At 72.1% G+C, this 21,297-nt stretch carries 10 protein-coding genes; 5 read left to right on the top strand and 5 right to left on the bottom strand.

All coding sequences use genetic code 11. The annotated features are described in order from the left end of the window. The first annotated feature begins 148 nt into the window (after window positions 1-148). From GQS09_RS01040 to GQS09_RS01025, 4 genes are all read left to right on the top strand, one after another. Window positions 149-1,090: a proteasome assembly chaperone family protein gene (locus tag GQS09_RS01040; RefSeq protein ID WP_165984048.1), complete on the top strand. Its 942-nt coding sequence runs from the start codon at window positions 149-151 to the stop codon at window positions 1,088-1,090. Window positions 1,091-1,154: 64 nt separating this feature from the next. After that, window positions 1,155-1,757 (top strand): dephospho-CoA kinase, encoded by a 603-nt coding sequence (gene coaE, locus GQS09_RS01035; protein ID WP_165984024.1) that lies wholly within the window; start codon window positions 1,155-1,157, stop codon window positions 1,755-1,757. Between the two features lie 209 nt (window positions 1,758-1,966). Then, window positions 1,967-3,214, top strand: a complete 1,248-nt coding sequence (locus GQS09_RS01030) for a VWA domain-containing protein (protein ID WP_165984023.1) — start codon at window positions 1,967-1,969, stop codon at window positions 3,212-3,214. Beyond that, window positions 3,214-4,152 (top strand): hypothetical protein, encoded by a 939-nt coding sequence (locus tag GQS09_RS01025; protein ID WP_243761005.1) that lies wholly within the window; start codon window positions 3,214-3,216, stop codon window positions 4,150-4,152. The genes GQS09_RS01030 and GQS09_RS01025 overlap by 1 nt, the downstream gene beginning before the upstream one ends. 49 nt (window positions 4,153-4,201) lie before the next feature. On the opposite strand, the gene GQS09_RS01020 is transcribed toward GQS09_RS01025, so the two are convergent. Together GQS09_RS01020 and GQS09_RS01015 are read right to left on the bottom strand one after the other, a co-directional pair. Further along, the gene (locus GQS09_RS01020; protein ID WP_165984022.1) at window positions 4,202-4,645 is read right to left on the bottom strand and encodes a VOC family protein; all 444 of its coding nucleotides are present in this window, start codon (window positions 4,643-4,645) and stop codon (window positions 4,202-4,204) included. Window positions 4,646-4,654: 9 nt separating this feature from the next. Next, complete coding sequence (locus tag GQS09_RS01015; protein WP_399552374.1) at window positions 4,655-5,164, bottom strand: GNAT family N-acetyltransferase; 510 nt, start codon at window positions 5,162-5,164, stop codon at window positions 4,655-4,657. A 133-nt stretch (window positions 5,165-5,297) separates the two neighbouring features. On the opposite strand from GQS09_RS01015, the gene GQS09_RS01010 reads away from it, so the two are divergent. Continuing rightward, complete coding sequence (locus GQS09_RS01010; protein WP_165984045.1) at window positions 5,298-6,440, top strand: glutathione-independent formaldehyde dehydrogenase; 1,143 nt, start codon at window positions 5,298-5,300, stop codon at window positions 6,438-6,440. 170 nt (window positions 6,441-6,610) lie between these two features. Here the strand turns inward: GQS09_RS01010 and GQS09_RS01005 are convergent, their stop codons facing one another. The 3 genes from GQS09_RS01005 to GQS09_RS00995 form a co-directional block, all read right to left on the bottom strand. Further along, window positions 6,611-12,535 carry a hypothetical protein gene (locus GQS09_RS01005; RefSeq protein ID WP_165984021.1) on the bottom strand — a complete coding sequence of 1,975 codons (5,925 nt, stop codon included), beginning with the start codon at window positions 12,533-12,535 and terminating at the stop codon, window positions 6,611-6,613. 182 nt (window positions 12,536-12,717) lie between these two features. Beyond that, the gene (locus tag GQS09_RS01000; RefSeq protein ID WP_165984020.1) at window positions 12,718-15,174 is read right to left on the bottom strand and encodes a hypothetical protein; all 2,457 of its coding nucleotides are present in this window, start codon (window positions 15,172-15,174) and stop codon (window positions 12,718-12,720) included. Continuing rightward, the gene (locus tag GQS09_RS00995; protein ID WP_207957329.1) at window positions 15,171-21,248 is read right to left on the bottom strand and encodes a DEAD/DEAH box helicase; all 6,078 of its coding nucleotides are present in this window, start codon (window positions 21,246-21,248) and stop codon (window positions 15,171-15,173) included. Before GQS09_RS00995 ends, GQS09_RS01000 begins: the two co-directional genes overlap by 4 nt. Window positions 21,249-21,297 lie beyond the last annotated feature (49 nt).

Raw genomic sequence — 21,297 nt, 5'->3', positions numbered from 1 at the left:
CCGCCCCCCTTCTTCCGGGGGGCGGGTCCTTCCGCATTGCATAACGCCTTGGTGTCGTCGTGCCTCGTACTGTGACGGCAGGGAATGCTCACGCCAGGCGGCGTGTTGATCCGGATGCCAGAAGCAGACCAGAAGGGGTGCGGTGACAGTGCACGATCCGCAGGACTTGTACACGTGGGACCCCCAGGGCCTGCGGCGGGCCGAGGCGCTCGCCGCCGATTCGGACAACGCCGGGCCGGTGCTGCTCTACCACTTCGAGGGCTTCATCGATGCGGGCGAGACCGGCGCGCAGCTTGTCGAGCGGCTGCTGGAGGGAGCCCGGCCGGGCACGCCGGTCGCCCGCTTCGACCATGACCGGCTGGTCGACTACCGGGCGCGGCGCCCCACCATGATCTTCCGCAAGGACCGGTGGACGGCCTACGAGACGCCGCGGCTGGAACTGCGGCTGCTGCACGACGCCACCCGGCAGCCGTTCCTGCTGCTCTCCGGGCCGGAACCGGATGTGGAATGGGACCGCTTCGCGGCCGCCGTGCTGCAGATCGTGGAGCGGCTCAAGGTCCGGCTCGCGGTGAACTTCCACGGCATTCCGATGGGCGTGCCGCACACCCGTCCGGTGGGGCTGACGCCGCACGGCAACCGCGCCGAACTGGTGCCCGGGCAGCGTGGCCTGTTCGACGAGGCCCAGGTGCCGGGAAGCGCCGCGGCCCTGGTGGAGATGCGGCTGATCGAGGCCGGGCACGACGTGGTCGGCATGGCCGCGCATGTGCCGCACTATGTGGCCCGCTCCCGTTACCCGGACGCCACGCTCGCCGTGCTGGAGGCGATCACCGGTGCCACCGGCCTGGTGCTGCCGGAGGCCGCGCATGTGCTGCGCAGCCGGGCGCTGAAGACCCAGAACGAAATCGAGCGGGAGCTGGCCGAGGGGGACTCGGAGCTGGTCGCGGTGGTGCGGGGCCTGGAGCAGCAGTACGACGCGGTGGCCGGGGCCGCCACCCGGGGCAATCTCATGGCGGAGTCGCAGGACCTGCCGTCCGCCGACGAACTGGGCGAGGTCTTCGAACGCTTTCTCGCCGACCGCGAGGACGGCTGACCGGGGCCGGAACCGGGACCGGACCGGCCGCGGCCGGCATGCTACGGACCGGTAGCCTGCCGCCATGCTGAACGTGGGACTGACCGGCGGCATCGGCGCCGGCAAGAGCGAGGTGGTGCGGCTGCTGGCCCGGCGCGGCGCCGTGATCATCGACTCCGACCGGATCGCCCGTGAGGTGGTCGCACCGGGTACCGAGGGCCTGGCCGCCGTTGCCGCGGAGTTCGGCCCGGGCATCCTGACCGAGGACGGCGCGCTCGACCGGCAGCGGCTGGCCTCCGTGGTGTTCGCCGACCCGGACCGGCTCAAGGCGCTCAACGGCATCGTGCATCCGCTGGTGCGGCGCCGCTCGGCCGAACTGCAGGCCGCCGCCCCGACGGACGCCGTGGTGGTGCACGACGTGCCACTGCTGGTGGAGAACGGGCTGGGCCGCCACTTCGACGTGGTCGTGGTGGTGGACGCGCCGGACGAGGTGCGGATGGAGCGGCTGACCCGGGTGAGGGGCATGACCGAGGAGGACGCCCGGGCCCGGATGGCGGCCCAGGCCACCAGGGAGCAGCGGCTGGCCGCGGCCGACTTCACCGTCGACAACAGCGGCACCCTGGAGGAGCTGGACGTCCGGGTGGAGAAGCTCTGGGAGCGGCTCTGCGCTCGCGCCGCCGGCCGCTGACACCCGCCGGCCTCTGACACCCGCCGGCCGCGACGCCGTACCGCCGTGGCGGCAGCCGTGGTGACGACCGGCGTTGACGCGCCGTCAATCTCTCCCTGGGCGGGCCGTCAACGGCATCCGCAAGCCTCGACGGCGGCTGTCAACGGTACCAACCACCCCAAAGGAACGCCGTTTTGGCGCTGCCGCCGCTGGGGCCTATCATCCGCCCAATGATCATAGGAAGAAGGCTCGCGACCGCCCTTCTCGCGGCGTTCGCGGCCGTACTGACCTGGGCCTTTCCCGCCCATGCGGACGAACACGCCGGCGGCACCGGCGAGGCCGCCACACCCCCGCCCCAGGTGAATCTGGTGCTGGACGTCAGCGGCTCCATGCGGGAGAAGGACATCGACGGCGGCACCCGGATGGCCGCAGCCCAGCAGGCGTTCAACGAGGTCATCGACGCCGTCCCGGAAGAGGTGCACCTCGGCATCCGCACCCTGGGCGCCGACTACCCCGGCGACGACATCGCCAAGGGCTGCGTGGACAGCGCCCAGCTCTACCCCATCGGCCCGGTGGACCGCACCGAGGCCAAGACCGCGGTGGCCACCCTGCGCCCCACCGGATGGACCCCCATCGGCTACGCGCTGCGCGGCGCGGTGGAGGACTTCGGCGACCACGAGGGCACCCGCCGCATCGTCCTCATCACCGACGGCGAGGACTCCTGCGGGGAGCCGGACCCCTGCGACGTGGCACGCGAACTCGCCGCCTCCGGAACCCACCTGACCGTGGACACACTCGGCCTGACCCCGGCCGACGCCAAGGTGCGCGAACAGCTGAGCTGCATCGCCGAAGCCACCGGCGGCACCTACACCGCGGTCCAGGACACCGACCAGCTGACCGAGCGCCTGAAACAGATCGTCGACCAGACCGCCGACAACATCGTCATCGAGAACCCCACCGTCATCGAGGGCTCCGCCGACTGTGCCGACGCCCCGCTCCTGACCGCCGGCGTCTACCGCGACCGCGAGGAGTTCGGGGAGCACCGCTGGTACCGGGTCCAGCTCGCCCCCGGGCGCGAACTGCGCGCCGCGGTCAGCGTGTCCGCCGACCGGCCGGTCGATCGCGACTACGGCGTGCTGCTGCGCGCCCTGGACGAGAACGGCCGCGAACTGGCCCGCGGCAGCGAAGCGGGCCACGGCCGCATCGATGTCGTCTCCACCGGCCTGCGGTACCCCGCCGCCGAGGAGGCCGAGGCCACCATCTGCCTCGAACTCTCCACCTCCTTCTCCGCTCCCGAATCCGTACAGCGCACCCCCGGCCTCCCGGTGGAACTGACCGTCGACCTCACCGCAGCACCGGACGCCCCCTCCGACGTGGCCTCCCACGGGCTGGCCCGCGGCTGGGTACCGCTGGTGGTGCTGACCGTCACCGGCCTGCTCGCCGGTCTGCTCTGGGGCGCCCTCCGGAGGATCTTCTGATGCCGATTTCCCTTCCCCTTCCCGCCCACGCCCCCCGCGCCGGCACCGGCACCGGCACCGGCACGGACACCGGCACCGGCACGCCCACCGGCCCCGGCCGCCGCGGCCACCGGCCCGCCGCCCTCGCCCTGCTGACGGCCGCCCTGCTCCTGCCCACCGCCGGCCCTGCCCTGGCCGACAGCCACGAGCCGGAAACCGGGACGGACACCGCACCGGCCGCGGCCGGAGGCGACTTCCGCAGTGCCGGCGTCATCGGTGAGGACCGGCCCGGCACGGCCACCGCCGTCTCCGGCGACTACCTGTACTGGACCTTCCCCGCCGGGGCCGGGCAGCGGATCACCGTGGACGCCACGGTCACCCTTCCCGACCCGGCGCTGCGCAGCGGCCCCGCGACCTGGCAGGTGGACCTCTACGACGGCCTGCGCCGCCTCCAGCCCTGCGTCGGCGGCCGGCCCACCGCCGGCGCCGACACCTCCGCCGAGACCCTGGAGCTGAGCTGCACCCTGCCGGTCGTCCGCCCCTGGGCCGAGTCCTGGGCGGATGACCCGCTGCCCGGCGCCTACTCCATCCGGCTCACCGCCACCGACCTGCCGGAGGAGGACCTCGGTCTGCCCTTCCAGGCCGAGGTGAGCGTCGGCACGGAGGCCGTGGGCGGCTCCGCCGACGGGGGCGGCAGGCTGGGCGCCCCGCTGGTCCTGACCTCCCGGGCCGGCTCCCTGGACACCGACTCCGCCGACACCGCCACCGACCCCGAGGCGGGATCGGAGAGCACCCGCGAGGAGGACGCGGACTCCGCCCCGGCCACCGTGCCGGAGCCGGACGGCGGCTGGTTCGGCGGCTGGTGGACCGACCGCTGGGCCTGGACCGCCGCGGGCGGCCTCCTCGCCGCCGCGGCCGCCATCGGCGGCTACCGCCTGATCCGCCGCCGCCCCTCCTGACGCACCCGGGTGGCCCCCGCCGGACACCGGGGGCCACCCCGCCTCCGCGTCATGACGCGCCCAGGTCGGGGACGGTCAGCGAGCCGTCCTCGGCGAGCGGGAAGCCGGGGTTGTGGGCGATCTCCCAGGCGTGGCCGTCCGGGTCGAGGAAGACGCCCGCGTAGCCGCCGTAGAAGGTCTCTGCGGCGGGCCGGGTGATCAGCGCCCCGGCCCGCCCGGCGGTGGCGAGCAGGGCGTCGACCTCCTCCGGCGAGCGCACGTTGTGCGCCAGGGCGATACCGCCGAAGGCGCTGGTCTCACCGGGCTCGTCCGTCGCCAGTCCGCAGTCGCGGGCCAGCTTCTCCCGGTCCCACAGCACCAGGGCCAGGCCACCGGCCTGGAAGAACACCGTCTCCTGCACTTCCTGACCCTGCCATCCCAGGGCCAGGTAGAAGTCCCGCGCCCGGGCCAGATCCGTCACGCCGAGCGTGACCAGGCTGATTCGCTGCTCCATCACCCCACCCTAGCGACCGGGGCCGGTCAGCTCCTCGGCCAGCAGGTCCAGCAGCAGGCCGTCGCTCCACTCGCCGGTCGTGTGGTCCAGCCAGTACTTGCGCAGCAGCCCGACCCGCCGGAAGCCCACTCGTTCGTAGCAGCGGATGGCCTGCTCGTTCCGGGCGTCCGGGTCGATGACCAGCCGGTGGTGTCCGCGCTCCCCGATCAGCCACCGTGCCATGGTCCGCACGGTGTCGGTGCCCAGGCCGCGCCCGTGCCAGGCCGGGTGGAGGAAGAGATCCATCCCGGCGTGGTGGTACTCCGGCTCGGTCTCCTCGTACCACTGGATCATGCCCGCGACCTCGCCGCCGACCGTCACCGCCAGTATGTCCTCGTCCGGCCCGCGCTGGGCGGCGACCTCCTTCTCCATGTCCGGCCAGCGCCACCAGCGCGCCACCTCCGGGGTCCCCAGCGCCGCCCGGAAGGCGGGTGCGTCCCCCGTGCCCGCCGGCCGCAGTTCCACCCACTGCCCCTGAATGTTGTTCCTGTCCACCCGCCCATTCAAGGCGACCCCGGCCACCCCGTCACCCCCGCCGTTTGCGGCCCGTCCCACCGGTTACCCGGCGTGCCGGAAGGCAGCAGTGATCAATCCGGACGACGAGGAGCGCGGCATGAAAGCGGTGGTCTACAAGGAACCGCACCAGGTGGCCGTGGAAGAGGTGCCCGACCCCCGGCTCGAAGCCCCCACCGATGTGATCATCAAGATCACCACCACGGCGATCTGCGGCTCGGACCTGCACATGTACGAGGGCCGCACCGGCGCCGAGCCGGGCATCGTCTTCGGCCACGAGAACATGGGCGTCGTGGTGGAGACCGGGTCCGGGGTCGCCCGGATCAAGAAGGGGGACCGGGTCGTCCTGCCCTTCAATGTGGCCTGCGGATTCTGCAAGAACTGCCTGGCCGACCGCACCGGCTTCTGCCTCACCGTGAACGAGGGGTTCGCCGGCGGCGCCTACGGCTATGTCTCCATGGGGCCCTACCGGGGCGGGCAGGCCGAGTACCTGCGGGTACCGTTCGCCGACTTCAACTGCCTCAAACTGCCGCCGGGGGAGGAACACGAGGACGATTTCGCGCTGCTGGCCGACATCTTCCCCACCGGCTACCACGCCACCGAGCTGGCCCAGGTCTCCCCGGGCGAGACGGTCTGCGTCTCCGGCGCCGGACCGGTCGGCCTGATGGCCGCCTACTCGGCGATGCTGCGCGGTGCCTCACGGGTCTTCGTGGTCGACCGCCGGCCCGACCGGCTGCGCCTCGCCGAACGCATCGGCGCCGTCCCGGTCAGCCTGGCCGAGGGCGACCCTGCCGAGCAGATCAAGGAGCACACCGGCGGCGAGGGCACCGACAAGGGCATCGACGCCGTCGGCTACCAGGCCACGGTGAGCGAGGGCGAGGAACAGCCCGCGGTCGTGCTCAACACCCTGATCGAGGCCGTCCGCCCCACCGGCATGCTGGGCGTCGTCGGCCTGTACGTCACCTCCGACCCGGGTGCCCCCACGGACGCCGCCGAGCACGGCCGGCTCCTCCTCGCCATGGGCCGGTTCTTCGAGAAGGGCCTGCGCATGGGCACCGGCCAGGCCGACGTCAAGGCGTACAACCGCCAGCTGCGGGACCTGATCGTCGCCGGGCGCGCAGAACCCTCCTTCGTCGTCTCCCACCGCCTCCCCCTGGCCGAAGCCCCCAGCGCCTACGAGAAGTTCGACCGCCGCGAATCCGGCTGGACCAAGGTCCTCCTCAAGCCCACCCTCGCCGCCTGAGCTCCGGCCGGGCACGGGCAGGACAACCTGGAAGCCGGGACTGCCGGCCCTGAGGGCAATGCTGTGACAACAGAGCACAGATGGTCTCTGCGATCAGGGCCGGCCGGAGTCGCCGTGCCCGGGCCGAAGAAGGTTCGGCGGCAGTCGGCCCGGGCGTTTGCTGAGCCTGGTCAGAGCGTGGAGTTCCGCCAGCAGCGCAGCACGACAGGATCGACGATGTACTGGTCCACACCGTGGCTGTCGGTACCGTCCCGCCGGAAAAGACCCATGGAGTGCAACATCTGCACGGTCTGTGGTGCCGTTGTCGCTTCCGGAGCCGTTCCGTACTCCTCGACGAGTTCGGCGAGGTCGACGAACGGCAGGTTGCCTTCACCTTGCTGGAAGAACCCGGCCAGAGTGGCGAACGCAGGGCGCAGCACCGAACCGCCTCCGACTCCGCAGGCGGTGAGGAACTCCTCCGCTCCCTGGCGGGAGTCCAGCCACTCCTGGAATTCTTCCAGTCCTTGGCTCTCCTTCCCGGTCGCCATGGCCCTGTCCACCAGCAGCGGCCAGCCGCCGGTCAATTCCAGCAGGCGGGGAAAAGCGGATTCGGAAGTGAACTGCTGCTGCTCCACCGCCCTGGCCCGAAGGCCGTGCTCGGTGTAGCGCCGTAGCAGCACCACGCCCAGACTCTCGGGGCAGTCCGGGCCGAGTACCGCGGTCCAGAGAGGCCACTGACCGGGACCGGCGACCACCACCGCAGACCGGTGGACATCCGGCCCCGTCGGCAGCCGCGTCAGCGCCCACTCCACCGCCTCCTGGCAGGAATCGGCAGCCGGTGACTTGCCCGTCAGATCGTCGATGATCACCCGACGCTCGCCCGGCCTGCCTTCGACGAGGGCCTGCCGGAAGGCCCCGCGACCCGCGACTGTCGGTGCATGCCAGCCGTTGTCCGCCGCACATCGGCGCAGCCGGTCCGCCACCACATCCACTCCCGTGGCAGGCGTTCCGAGCACGACCCGCGCCTGCGTCGTCTTGCGTCGCAGGAGATCCGTCACCTGCTCGGCGGTCAGGGGCAGGAAGGTGCCGTCCGTCAGCCGGTGCCGTGGTTCGGCGGCGGCGAACCGCTCCGGTTCCGGCTGGTCGGCGGCGGACATGAGTTCGTTCTCCACGCTGCTCAGTCCGCCGATCATGCCCAGGGCGTTGGTGCTGCTCAGATGCCAGCCCCGGCGATCCCGGTCCCGGGCCAGTACTCCCAGCCCTTCCAGTTCGATCAAATAGGCACGGAACTCGTCCGGGTTGAGATTGCGGAAGCCGTTCGGCCACCAGTCGAGGCAAGCGGCCCGGAGTTCGGACTCCCTCATCGTCGCCTCGAGGGTGTGCTGATACGCGTGGTAGGCGGTGGCATTGGCGATGACCGTGTACCGGGGGTCGAGACGGAGGGTGTCCCGGAAGGTATCGGTGATCGACTCCCGGAGCCGCTCGTCGGACTGCACGGAGCTGACATCGCTGCGCAGGATGGTGTACGGAGGCCGGAGAGACAGCCCGGAATCGGACGCCATGCGCCGCCGCCGGTGGAGGTCCCGGACCAGACGATGAGCGAACATCTGGATCAGGTAGGGCTGGTACGAACAGTGGCCGAGGACCGAGTGGACCACATCGTCGTCCTCGAACCGGTAGCCCAGCGCCGCCAAGGGCTGCACGAGCAGTTCGGCGGCATCCGCGGGCTTCAGCGGGCCCACCACCACCGGCTCCTGCGCCAGGTGGCTGAACGGCGAGTTGGCGGCCGCGGTGAAACGCTGCACCGAGCGCAGGCCGGCGAAGACCACCTTGACCCGGTCCCTGGTCGACCGGCCGAGGTCGCGCAGCCTGCGGGTTTGCAGGAACTCCGGGGCATCGCTGTCGAAGAACTTGTCCGCCTCGTCGAGCAGGACGAGCAGTTCCCGGTCGCTGTCACCCTCCAGCCAGTCCACGATGCAGGCCTCCACCTGCGCGTGGTCGGAACCGGCGAGCCGACGGGCCTTCTTGGAAACCGACAGCACCTCGGCCCGTTCCAGCTCCTGGCCGATCAGCCCCCAGATCTGCTCGGCGGGTGACAGGGTGCCGAAACCGGCGCTGTCCAGACTCAGCGAGATGCGGCAGCGAGCGCGGGGGTTCTGCTCCAGGAAGCGGTTTCCGGCTTCCTGGAGCAGCGCCGACTTGCCCAGCCCGCGGCCGCCGTAGACAACCTGGGAGCCCCTGGGCGAGCTGATCTCCTCCAGTTCGGTGCGGCGCCCGAAGAACATCTCCCTCGGCACCTGGGCGCGCTTCTTGCTCAGGTAGGGGTTGACCGCCGAGAAGGGAAGCAGCACCCGGAGCGTGGAGTCCCACTGGCCGTCACCATGTGCCGCCAGATACGCCAGGGCGGCATCGTCGAGCACGATGACGGGTCTCGGATTGCCGACGGCGAGGGCGGCGAGTTCGGCGCGCCGCCCGACGGCGAGGGTGCCGAAGTGCGCCACGATCAGACCGGCTCCCCCCTTGTCGTCCTCGATCCAGCTCTGCAGCCGTTTGGGTTCGGGCTCGCCCCAGACCAGCAGAATGTGCAGGCGGTGCCCACGGGCGGAGCCGAACTCCGGAACCGGGGCATCCCCCAGGGGCTCCGGGCCCGGCAGGACGAGGAAGCGGTGGTCCTTGCCGAACGGCAGGCGGTCCTGTCGCACCGGACGGGGATTGCGCAGACCCAGCAGCCGCAGGGCGGGGGCAAGCAGTTCGCTTTCCTTGAGCCCTTCCCTGCGCTCCTTGCCCTCCCGCAGGGCCATCTGCCGCCAGGCTTCCAAGGCGTCGGCGGTCGTCATCGCGTTCTCCCGGGACAGCCGGGAGAAGGACAACTGCGGCAGCCCCGCGAACGCCCCACGGGCACGGACGGTCTCGACCAGCTTCTGAGTGATGCCGTCCACCAGCGCATCGGGGACAGCGGGAAAGAACCGGTGGAAGAACTCCCCGCGGTCGGGGAGTGCCGGAATGCCCTCGCCCTTGGCCAGCGAGTTCAGGATCTGCTCCGCGGTGAGCAGATCTCCGTCCCGCAGCAGCTTCCGCACCCGTTCCCGGTCGGCCTCGGCGGCATCGGGAAGCTCCTCCAGCCGGGCCCGGAACCGGGCCCTCTCACGTTCCCAGGCCCGGTTCAGCTCCGCATTGAGTGCCGCCTGCTCCGACCTCACCGCGGCGAGGTTGCGGTCGGGGGTGGGCTCGGCATCGCGCAGACGATGTTCGAGCGCTCGTTCCGTAGTCTCGTCGACGACATTGTGCACGCGGGATGTCCGAAGCCGCCTCTCGAGGACCTCGGCCGCTCGTGCCAGTTCCTCGGCCACCAGCTTGCCGCTGTTGCGGATCACCGTGTCCAGGTTGTCGGGCAGAACGTCGTCGGCGATACCGGGCAGCAGTCCCCGTCCGGCAAGCTCCAGCAGCTGATGCGCGGTGTCGAAGCGTTCCGCGGCCACGTGGGCCCGCGCGGCCTGCTCCCAGGTTCGGTCCGCGGCATCGCACACGGCCTGCATGGTCGGTTTCCCGAGTACCTCGCCCGACGACTCGTCGTAGTGGAAGCCGGGGATCTTCAGAAGCTCCCCGGCGCGGGCCAGGCCGGCGGGCAACTCCTGGGCAGGAGCCTCGCGCCTGCCTTCCAGCAGCGAGCAGACGTGCCGCAGCCTCGCCCCCGCTGCCTGCGCCGCAGCCCGCCGCAGCGGGTCGCTCTCGGCCTCCCCCTCGGCAAGCTGTGCCAACGTCTCGTCCTTGGCGGACAGCACTTCGTCCAGCATGGCGCGGGCCTCCTGGGCCGCCCAGCTGCCCTTGGCCTGGAGCTGGCGCACGCAGGACACCCACGCCTGCACTGGGCGCATCCGTTCCAGCACCGCGCGCACCAGGTCATTGCGGTTCCTGCCTTCCAGGGGCCGGTTGCCCGACTTCACGACCTGCCAGTAGACCTCGTCGACGAGACCGCGGACCAGGGCGGGATCGGTGAAGGTGCGGACCTCCTCTCCGATCTCCTGGTGCTGTTCTCGCCGGTCCTCGGCGACGAGGGAGAGCAGCCTGCCCACGCGTCCCTCGGGCGCCAGCAGATTCCTGGCGATGGCGCTGGCCGGCCGGAATCCGAACTTGGGGATGCCAGTGAGGAGAAGACGGCACTCGGTCCGGGCTTCGGCGAGTTCTGTCTCCAGCCCCGCGGTGTCGGCCGCGACCGACAGCACGGGACAGTCGGTGAGGATGCCGCGCTGCGCCCGCCGCCCCACGGCGCGTGCCGCATCGCCGAGGCGCGGCGGTAGCCGGTCGGCAAGGGCGTCCAGCAGCCCGCCCGCCCCGGGATCGCCGGTGAGGACAGCCGTGTGCAGCAGTGCGGTGGCGGCGAGCAACCGGTCCACCGGATCTGCGGCGACAGTCGGCACGTCCAGCTCCTGTACCGCGGCCCGCAGCTGTCCGGCGCAGCTCCCGGTGTCCGAGGCCAGTCCCATGGACCATGCGCAGATCCGCAGTACGGCGATGCGAGTGGTGGACTCCGCGGTTGCCTCGGCCAACGCCGAAGCCAGGCTGTAGCGTTCCGCGGCGATGAATGCCGCGAGAGGGGTGTGGGCCGGGGGAGAAGAGGCGGCGCCGCCCGAGCCGGAGACCTGGGTGGCGCCCCGGTCCGCGGCGCCGGCCGGGGACGCCGGGGCAGGGGGACCGGCCGGGGCGGGTATATCGCTGCTGCGGGGTGGCTCAGGCGGCCGGGCGGCCGGGTTGTCGTCGTCGTGGCCGTCGTGTGCGCGCTCGGCGGTGGTGACGGCGGCGGTCTCGACGCGCTTTGTCAGTTTCTCCGGAGCGGCCGGAGGCCGGACGGCCACAGTGGGCGACTCGTGGGTGCGGGCTTCCTTCTCCCCAGGCTCCTCGGTGTCCAGCAGCTCTTCCACTGGACCGTCGGCCGTGCTCTCGCCGGGCCGGTTGAGGGCCAGTCGACGGCAGTCGTAGCCCAGCCTCATCCATGCAGGACTGGATCCCTGGACGAACTGCGGCTGAAGCTCCACGAGCCGATCGGAGTAGTCCGGGGCGGAAGGTTCAAGTCCGATCATGGTGATCAGTGCCCGCAGCGAGCGTGCTGCCTGTCGTTCCGCGTCGTCCCAGGTACGCCTGGCGCGCAGCTCGGCGGCCGAGTCACGGGCTGCCTCCACGGCCGGCTTCAGGCCCGCGTCCTCCGCGGTGGCTTCCAGACCGGCCAGGGCACCAAGTTCCTCCCGGAGGGACTCATCGGCGTGGTGGTGTTGCACGGACCGGGCCTGCTGGCGTAGTGCCGACAAGCTCCGGTTCTCCTGCTGTGCGGGGACGTCCTCGTCCTGGTCGGCATCCGCAGCGGCCATGGTGCTCACCAGCCGCCTGGCGTGGTCGAACGCGTTGACGAGCTGCTGCACGGCGTGGACATCGCCGGGATCCGGGCAGTTCTCGCGCTCCAGCGCATCCGCCGTGCGGTCCGCGGCTTTCCTGGCCTGGGCCAGGCAGGCGTCCAGCCGTTCCAGGGCGTCGGCAAGGCTGCCGAGGTTTCCGGCATCCGGCAGGTCCTCGGAGGCGGCGGGGGTTTCCTCGTCGCGGACTTCCTTCCGTCCGTCCTCCCGGAATTCCGCGGAGCCGTCGAGGTTGTGCACCCGAAGTGCGGCCCGGCGCAGGTTCTGCAGCTCTTCCTGGCGTTCGCAGGAGTTCGTGAACCACTGCTGGTCGCAGGCCCAGAGCCAGATCTCCGCCTGGGTGCTGTACAGCGAGGCGTGTGCCAGCAGCGCGAGACGGAGCAGGGCGGGGCTCCAGAAGTCCGTCACCGGACGCAGTATCCGGGAGCGCAGGTGCGGACTTGCGTAGGCCGTTTCGACGAGGTCGCCCACCAGGGGATGCGTCAGGTGCCGGGCGGCGGGGATGAGACGGGTTTCCAAGGGGGCGCGTTGCAGTCTGGCGAGGAAGTCACGGCAGAGCGCCGGGCTCACCCTCGTCGCGTTGACCCGGATCCCCATGGAGGCGAGGGTGTGGCGACGATGGTGCGCCGAGGCGGAATGGAGAGCGTGCTCGACATCCTCCGGGGAGATCTCCCCGGCAGCCGTGGGCAGCTGCCGCGGGATGGCCGTCACGGCCTGGGTGAGAGCTTCGCGTGCGGCGGTGACCTCAGGGGCGGGAGGGGACTTGCGGGCGGGGCCGGAATCCGGTCCGGACGGCGTTGGCCGGGGGCGTGCTGTCACATGAGCTCCGTGCGTGTGCGGTGGTGCGGGTCGGACGGTGGTGCGAGGAAAACGAGGTGACGACTGGCTGTGGGTCAGCCACTGCGCTGGTGGGGCGGAACGTAGGTGTGGCGGGGAGGCAATTCGGCGTCGGTCATGCCCAGAAGCTCACGGTCCCTGCGGTATGCGGCACGCTGTCCGTCACTGGCTCGCTGACCCGGCGGAAGCTTCCTGAGGTGTCCGGTGACCTGGTGGCCGCTTCTCCTGCCGGTTGACCGGTCTCCGGCGCCTCCGTGGCGTCCGGCTGTGACGGACGAGGACACGGGTCTCCGTTCCGGTACGTAGCACACCAGCGGCACCAGCTTCTCCCGTGGCCGCGGCGGATAGTGGAGGCGGCCACAGCCGTCCTCGCTGCCGTGCTCCGTGACGAGGATTCCGTCCGCCAGCATCCGGTCGAGGGCTGAGTTCAGTGCTCCCTGCTCCCCTCGTGTCCCGGGGAAGACCTGGCGGACGGCGTTCAGCAGCCGGTCGCCGGGGAGCATGGCCCGGCCGTAGTTGTCCAGGAGGCCCAGCCGCCGCACGGTCCCCAGCAAGAGTCTTTCGGGAGACAGGTCAGCCGTATGCAGCGACGAGCGACGGCTGTGGCAGGCTCCGTCCCGGGTGAGCACGCGGCGGTCGTAGCAGTGCTCGATCAGTTCTCCGTCCACCATCTCCGGGGCCGACAGCAGCATGGTCTCTGCGTTGATGACACGGCTGCCATGACGGTGGGTCATTCGCAGGCACAGACCCGGGTAGAACATCAGCGGCCACTCGAACCCGGTCAGCCGGTACTGCCCCCGGTGGCTCTCCAGCGTGGTGTCATGGTCGGCGTCATCGGGGTCGAGCCGGTGGCCCTCGTGCCGCAGGACCAGACGCAGCGATGTTTCCCCAGGGAGGCCCGGCGCCTTCTCCAGGATTCTGGCGGGGATGGGCAGGAAGCCCTCCACCGTGTGGCTCAGACGCAGTGACTGGCTCCAGGAGATCTGACTGTCGGCCACGGACACCAGACGGCAGTCGTCCAGGTCTTCGTCCTCCGGCCACTCGTAAGCACGCTGCTGGTCCGGTCCCGGCAGTTGGCGTCGGGGAGTGGCGTCCGTCATGGCACCGGACGGTGACGGCAGCGCGCCGTTGGCCGGCTCGTCCTGGCCGGTCGGTGGAAGCTCCGGTCCCGATTCCGGGTGCGGGACGACCGCGGGGGTCTCCTTCGGACGTTCGGCCGTGCGTGGCAGACTGTCCCACCATCCCTGGCCCAGGGGCACATCCACCGGAAGCCCGGCGTCGTCGTGCACCGGCTCCCGGCTGTCCGGGGGCCGGTACTCGGCACGCCAGACACCACCACCCTGCCAGCGGTCGTCCAGGCGTAGCCGCACACCTTCCGGACTGTGCAGCAGCCCGGTCGTCTCATCGGTCTCCCGAGTCACCAGATCCGCCGCAAGGGCATGGGCATGGCAGACCGCCAGCGGATACGCCACACCCTGGAGAAGCGGCGCTCCGTCCTGCCGGGAGCGGAGTGCGGTGCCGAGCGCGGTGTAGACGGCAGGGGCGGTGCTGTTCCGGTCCCGGGGCACGGCGGCCTTGGCCGCCGAGATCACCACGGATTCGAGCACCTGGCCGCCCATCGGCCCGCCGTCCTGCATGCGTGCGGTGAAGGACTTCCTGGTGAAGGCGTAGTAGCCCCACATGCGGGTTTCGCTCTCGAGGGAGCGCAGCACCTGGCTCACGGTGGTGAGCAGGCCCCGGAGGGCCATCTCCAGCGCCTCGCCGTCGTGGCTGCCGGGCGGCAGGAACGCGGTCAGCGGCATCGGGGCCAGCTCGCTGAGCAGGAGCTCCCGGCCCGTGGTCAGCATGTGATGCATGTAGTGCTCCAGCTCCGAGCCGTCGGCCCGCTCCCGCGGATGGCGGGCCGTGACGGTCAGGTGCCCGAATTCGTCCAGCCGGTTCTTGCGGCGGAGGCGGTTCACCTGTGCAGGTCGGACCAGCCCGGCACCAAAGGCGTCGGTGTCGACCACCAGACGCTCGCGGGACTCGACGGGCCCGGCCGCCTCCGTCCGGTCCCGGCGGCCCGGACCCACCGCATCGGCGGGTGCGCCGGACAGCCAGGCGGGAACATCGCCCTCCGGGCCGCAGTCGGGATGAGCCCCCTCCTTGTACATCACTTCCCCAGGAACGAGGGCGGCGCCGGTTCCCACCCGCACCATGGCGCCGACCGGGAGGGCTCCGGTCACGGAACCGTGTGCCACCTCGGGGAAGCGGTCGAACTCCAGCGGCCCGCCCGGATAGCCTCCGGCCAGCGTGTCGAAGCCGAAGAAGGCTCCGTTGAACGCCACCGCGACGTGCACCGGGGCCGCCCGGGCGGTCACCAGGGACAGCAGGTAGCGGCGCAGCGCGGCGACGCGCCTGTCGTCCGCCAGTCCTTGCGCCAGTTCGGGGGTCAGCAGCGGCGGATCGTCGTAGGGCCGCCACACCCCGTCCGGCGGCACGGGCGAGGTCTCCCCGGACCGGTGCTCGTTCATGCCTGGGCTCCTCTCCGGGCGGGAGCGGGGACGACGGAACCCGCCGTCGGTCTGCTGCCGTTGCCGCGGCGGACGGACCAGCGTGCCCCCTCCAGCGCCACCTGTCCTCTTGCGGCCAGCCGTTCCAGGCTTGCCTGCACATCCCCGGCCGAGACATCCGCCCGGGCGCCGAAGAACCGGCTGGTGACCAACGGCCTGGGCACCGGGATCCGTCTGCCCCGGCCGCCTCGGTCCGGCAGGTAGTAGCTGTCCTCGCCGCGCAGCGTCCGGCACACGTCGTTGGCGTGGACCCCTCGCCGCATGGCCCACACCAGCCGGAGGACCTGGTCGTCGAGCCGCTGCTGTCCGTGGGCGGTGTCGAGGCCGCCGGAGGCCGGGCGGGGCCGTGCGGTCCGCAGCGCGCATCCGGTGGCGGGCTCGCTCTCCCCGGGCGGCCACTGCCCGGAATCCCAGCACGCGGAGCAGCGGTTGGCAGCCGTGGTGCAGCAGCCTTCGGGCAGCTCCGCCACACCGAAGTAGTCGGCGAACTTGCGGTGGGCGCAGGTGGAGGTGTCGGTGTGGAAGTCCTCGAGCAGGGCGATCTCCTCGGCCGCGCGTGCTCTCCTGCCGGACAGGCGGGCGAGGAAGCCCGGCGGCAGGTCACGGCGGTGGATCTCGATGCCGGTCACCCAGTGCCGGCTGGGGGCGGCCGAGACATCGAGCAGTCCGCGGTCGTGCAAGTCGGCCAGGAGCTGCCAGGTGCCCGCCGGGCTGTCGGCGAGGTCCCGGTAGCCCGCGACCCGGGCGGCAAGCCGGCGGTCCAGTGCGGCCACGTCAAGCCTGCCGCGGTGCAGGTCGCCTCCGCCCGCCGGGCGGCGCGCCGGCAGGTCCAGCACCGAGGCGACGACCTGGTGCACCACGGCGTCCTCCTCCTCCCGCCCGCTCCCCTCCTCCGCATCCGGTTCTCGGGCCGGCAGCTCACCCGGCCGGACGGCGCACTCCGGCGGGAAATCCCCCAGGTCGGAGAGGGCCTCGGTGTCGGCCAGGGCCGCCAGGACCCGCATCACGCCGGTGGCGTAGGACTCCGCGGTCCGGGACGACCTGGCCTGCGCTTCGCCGATCCTGCCCTCGGCCAGGTCTTGGCCGATGAGACCGTCCGCCAGGCCGACGGCGTCCAGCACCGTTCCGCACCGCAGCACCGCACGTCCCATGCGCATCAGCAGCGAGGGCGGCAGATCCTGGCCCGTCAGGAAGGAGACAGTGCGCAGCCCGCGGGTGGTCAGCAGGGACAGCGCCGTGTTGGCGGGTGCCCGGGGCCCCACGGCGGCTCCGGTGCCGGCGACGTCCCGCCCCGCCCGTCCCAGTTGCTGGTAGAGCGCGGCCAGATCGGTCGGCGCCGAGACACAGAAGACCGTGCGGATGTCCTCCCGGTCGATGCCCAGCCCGAAGGCGGAGGTGGCCACCACGAGCAGGGGCGCGAAGCCCTCCTCGCCCTCCCGTGGGGCCTCGCGGAACTCGGTCAGCACCGCCCCCTTCTCCGCCGCGGTGAGCCGTCCGTGGAAGCGGCGGACCCGCACCCGTGTCTCGCCCAGGTACTCGCGCAGGCGGGCGTGCAGTGTCACCGCCTCTTTGACGGTGAGGCAGTAGAACACCGCGTGCCCGGTGACGGCGTCGGCCACCTCCTCCACCAGGCCGGCGACAGTGGCCGGTCCGCTGCGTTTCATGCTGCGGCGGAAGACGGCGAGCTCCGGCCGGATGGGGTTCTCCCGCACGGTGACCAGTGAGCCCGCCACTCCCGGTCGCGTCGCCTCCCGGTGCGCGGCGGGGCTGTTCCCGGCAGGCGGATCGGGAGGCAGCCCGAAGACTCCCTGCCGCAGCCCGGCGTGCACGGTGCGATTGGCGGTGGCCGTCAGGGCGGTGACCGGAAGCCCGGCCTCGTGCCGCAGTTCGGCGAGGAGACGCTCGACCCGTCGCATACTTGGCCGGAAATCGTCCCACTGTACAACGGTATGTGCCTCGTCCAGGGCGATCCGGCTGATCCGCCCAGTTTTGACGGCCTCCCGCACCAGCTCCCGGAAACGCCGCTGGCACAGCCGCTCCGGGCTCACATACAGCAGTTTGATGCCGTGGTCCCGCACCCCCGTCAACTGCTCGGCGACCTCCGTCTTCCCGGCGCGGCTGCTGGACTCGCGCAGGGGCGCGATCAGGGCACGGACGGCACCGCCGATCGACCGGTTCAGCTCCAGCGCCTGGTCCTGCATGAGGGCGACCAGCGGGCTGACCACCAGCGTCACGCCGGGCAGCACCAGCGCCGGCAACTGGAAGGTGAAGCTCTTGCCGAAGCCCGTGGGCAGCAGGCCGAGGACATTGCGGCCCTCCGCCACGGCCGAGATCACCGCCCGCTGGGCGTCCTTGAGCCGGAAGGCGGACGGATCGTCCGCGAACCGCAGCAGGCCGCCCACCAGGGCACAGCGGCGCAGCACCTCCGCTGCCGGCTCCTGGCCTCCCTCGGCCCGAAGCCGGTCCATCTCCTGCGGCGTGAGCTCCAGTTCCCTGATCTGCCGGGTCTGCGGCAGCAGGGTCTGTTCCTGAAGGGCTTGGGGAGAGCACAGTTCCGCGGCCTTCCCGGCTGTGAGCAGGCCGTGCCGGGCGTAGAAGTCCCAGATCCGTGCCCAGCCCTCGTGCATGGACACCACATTGCCGCCACCGGTCTCCCCGGTGACAGGATCCGGACGAAGCAGCCCGTCGTCCAGGCTGCCCAGGAACGCCCGGCGGTAGGCACGGCGCAGGGCCGTGTGCCCGGCGAGCTTGCGGTCGCTGATCACCACCACGCCACGGTGCCGCTCCGAGCGGATCAGCCGTCCGACCGCCTGGCGCAGCTGCAGGGCCGCCAGCGGCAGATAGTAGTGCTCGGTGGCGTAGGCGTCCGGATCCTCGGCCTCCGCCGCCTCCGCCCGGGCACGCACGGCCGCCCGGCGGGCCTCCACCACCGGGGCGGCGAACGGCGCGAACGGCAGCTTGTTGATCCAGACCAGCCGCAGCCGCCGCTCGTCGGAGACGTCCACCCCCTGCCACAGGCCCTTGGTGCCGACCAGGAAGCCACCGCCGTCCTCCGGGTCGGCGAACTCCCGGAACGCCCGGGCGTTCCCCAGGGTGAGGGCGCCCAGCACCGGGGCTTCGTGGTCCCGGTGCCGCAGCTCCTGCGTCAGCCGTTCCGTGATCCCGCCGGCCGTGGCACGTGCCGTGGTCAGCACCAGGGCACCGCCCTCCCAGCCATGGCCGTCCGCCCGCCGGGAGGTCAGCTGAGTCGCGAGCCCGGCGAGTTGATGCGCAGTGGTGCGCATGGCGCCCTCGGTCTGCTCGGTCCAGGACGGGAAGTCCGAGAAGCAGACCAGCTCGGCATGGTCGGCCAGGCGGAACGGGGTGGGCAGGTCCAGCGTGGTCAGCCGGTCCGGCAGACCGAGCCGCTCCTTGACAAAGGTCCACTGCCCGGAGACGCGCAGGGTGGCCGATACGTAGTAGGTCCTGGGGAACGCGGTGAGAAACCGCTGCCAGAGCGGGTCGGCCGGCAGTTCGACAGGGCTGGAGCCGAGCCGGAACCGGTAGCGGCGCATGCCGGGCTGCGGTACCTCCAGTTCTTCGGCATGCACCACCCGGTTGGGCAGCAGGACTCCTGCGGACGCCGCCGGCTCGCTCTCCTCCTCCCGGTCGCCTCCGGCATCGTCCACCCGGCTTCGGTCAGGGCTCGTGGCGGGGCCGGCCACGACCACGGGGGCCAGCACCTCATCGGCATCGGTGATCAGTCGTCGGGCCGCGTCCTCCAGCTCGTCCGCCAGGGCCCGCAACGCGTGCAGCCGTTCCAGAGCGAAGAAGTCCAGCGTGCGCGCGTGGGCCTGGGCGTAGCCCGCCAGCGCCCGGACGGTACCGCCGAGGACATCCGCCAGCCGCCGCACCTGGTACAGCAGCCTGCGCACCTGTGCCAGCCCGGCCGTGCCCCCGTACGGGCTGGTCAGCGTGACCGCCCGGGAGCCCACGGCGGATGCGTCCGTTCCGCCCAGCGCGTCGAACGCCTCTCCGGCGGTGCGGGGCAGGATTTCCAGGTCGAGCAGGGTCGCCAGCTCCTCCACCGCCGCGCGTACGCGGTCCCGGGCCTCGCCTGCCCTGGCCTCCCGGAGCCAGGCGTCGAACTCGGCGAGGAGGCTTTCGACCGTGCCGTAGTCCAGCTCCGTGGTGAGTGCCGAGGTGGCCGCGTCCTCCAGCAGATGGGCCTCGTCGGCCACCAGCAGGACGTCACCGGACAGCGCGCGCAGATCCTCCAGATGGGACAGCAGCACCGCATGGTTGGCCAGCACCAGCCGGCGGGCGGCCAGCGCCTCCCGCACGGTGTCGGTATGGGCGCTGAGCTGGGTGGCGCCCGAGGCGGGAAAGTCCCCGCCGCTCTGTGACAGGGCATCCAGCCACAGCGGAAGCACCCGCCCGCACCAGGCGGAGAAGGGCGCGGGCAGGTCCGCCGGGTCCACCGACCGGGCCGTCCAGGACTCGGGAGGGCCGGGCGCGGCGATCAGCCGCAGCAGCAGGTACACCGCCAGCTCGCGGAAGGCGGTCCGATGCAGGAAGCGCAGCCGGCCACCGCGTCCGCCCCCGGCCCCGGGACGGCCGGCCGCCGCAACGGCGGTGGCGGCCGTGGCATCGGCCAGTACCCGTGTCAGGGCGCGCAGCGAGAGCCGGTTGGCGCTGCCCTTCACCACATCGGCACTGTCCAGCAGGCCCGGGACCGCCTTCTCCAGCATCGTCAGGTCCCGGGCCAGCTGGTTCTGGAGCTGCTTGGTGTAGGTGGCGACCACCGCGGTGCGGGAAGGGTCGCCCGCCAGCCAGTCCAGTGCGGCGGCCAGGACGGCGAGGCTCTTTCCGGTCCCGGTGGGTGCCTCCACCATGGCCGGCACACCGCTCCCGATCCAGGTGTGCAGTGCGTCGGCCATCTGCTGCTGCGGCGGGCGCGGCCTGGCCGTACCGCCGTGCAGCACCCCGGCCAGCAGGGTCGGGTCCACCCGGCCGTTGGTCCGCAACTCCTCGCCGACCGGGATGGGGGACCGGCGGGGCCGGCCGGTGATCCGGCGACGCGGATGACCAGCCATCCGCCGGGCCAGGAAGACCGCCACCTCGCCATGGCCGACGCGTGCGGGGGCGCCCAGCGGGGTGCCGGGCGGCAGGCCCGCGTGACGGCCGGCGAGATGGCCGAGCAGCCGCCAGGCCGGGGAGTCGGGACAGACCGAGGCGACCAGATCCCGCTGCTCCTCGTCCCACGCCGCGTACTCCGCTGCGGCGTGGTCCAGCAATCGGGCCAGCAGCCGCGCATCATCGGCCGCGTCGTGCCAGGTGAGATCGGAGCGGTTCAGGCTGTGGGTGTCGGCCAGCGCACCGAGCCGATGGCTGCCGGCCAGCGGCCACAGCGCGTGCGCCAGATAGAGCGAGTCCACCCGTTCCCCGGGAAGCGGGGGTGCCTCCGCCCGCGCGCAGGTCTCGTCCAGCAGCGCGAAGTCGGCAGTCGTCCCGTTGTGCGCCACCAGCAGGTCCGTGCCCTCGCAGAATTCCCGCAGTTCCGCCAGCGCTTGCTCCACCGGCACCCTGCCCTCGGCGTGCCGGGCGCGCAGCGCGTCGCTGCGGATCTCCCAGGAGTCGTCCGGCAGTTCGACGAACCGCTCGAACGACGGACAGCCGAGGGCCCAGGTGTCGTCGGTGCCGATCCGCACCGCCCCGATCTGGAAGATGCGCCGCTCGGTGTAGGGCTCTACCGCCGTGGTGCGTACCACGCTCTCCAGGTCCACGGCGACCCCCCGCAGCCCCGGCGGCCGTGCCCCGGGACCGGCGGCCGGGGCCGACCCGGCCGCCGGCTCATCGGCCGGCTCGTCGGCGCGGGAATCCACCGTGGCGGGATACAGCCTGCCCGCGTCCTCGCGCAGCAGACCGGCCTCCAGCGCCTGGGCCAGCAGCCTGCCCACCCGGGCGGCCGGGAGCCGGGGGTACCTCGCCTGCGCGGCCTGCGTCAGCTCACCCGCCGTCATGCCGCCCGGCCGGCCGGTGACCAGAGCCGCCACGTCTCTCACCGCTCCCGCGACGCGCCGCGGGCCTTGCCGTTCATCCATG

Source organism: Streptomyces sp. YIM 98790 (assembly GCF_011421595.1).
Lineage (GTDB): Bacteria > Actinomycetota > Actinomycetes > Streptomycetales > Streptomycetaceae > Streptomyces.
This window is presented reverse-complemented; position numbering and strand designations above follow the sequence as displayed.

Excerpts from the sequence above, each read along its gene's own strand:
- coaE (WP_165984024.1), top strand. The coding sequence starts at position 1,155 with ATGCTGAACGTGGGACTGACCGGCGGCATCGGCGCCGGCAAGAGCGAG.
- GQS09_RS01025 (WP_243761005.1), top strand. The coding sequence starts at position 3,214 with ATGCCGATTTCCCTTCCCCTTCCCGCCCACGCCCCCCGCGCCGGCACC.
- GQS09_RS01030 (WP_165984023.1), top strand. The coding sequence starts at position 1,967 with ATGATCATAGGAAGAAGGCTCGCGACCGCCCTTCTCGCGGCGTTCGCG.
- GQS09_RS01020 (WP_165984022.1), bottom strand. The coding sequence starts at position 4,645 with ATGGAGCAGCGAATCAGCCTGGTCACGCTCGGCGTGACGGATCTGGCC.
- GQS09_RS01000 (WP_165984020.1), bottom strand. The coding sequence starts at position 15,174 with ATGAACGAGCACCGGTCCGGGGAGACCTCGCCCGTGCCGCCGGACGGG.
- GQS09_RS01010 (WP_165984045.1), top strand. The coding sequence starts at position 5,298 with ATGAAAGCGGTGGTCTACAAGGAACCGCACCAGGTGGCCGTGGAAGAG.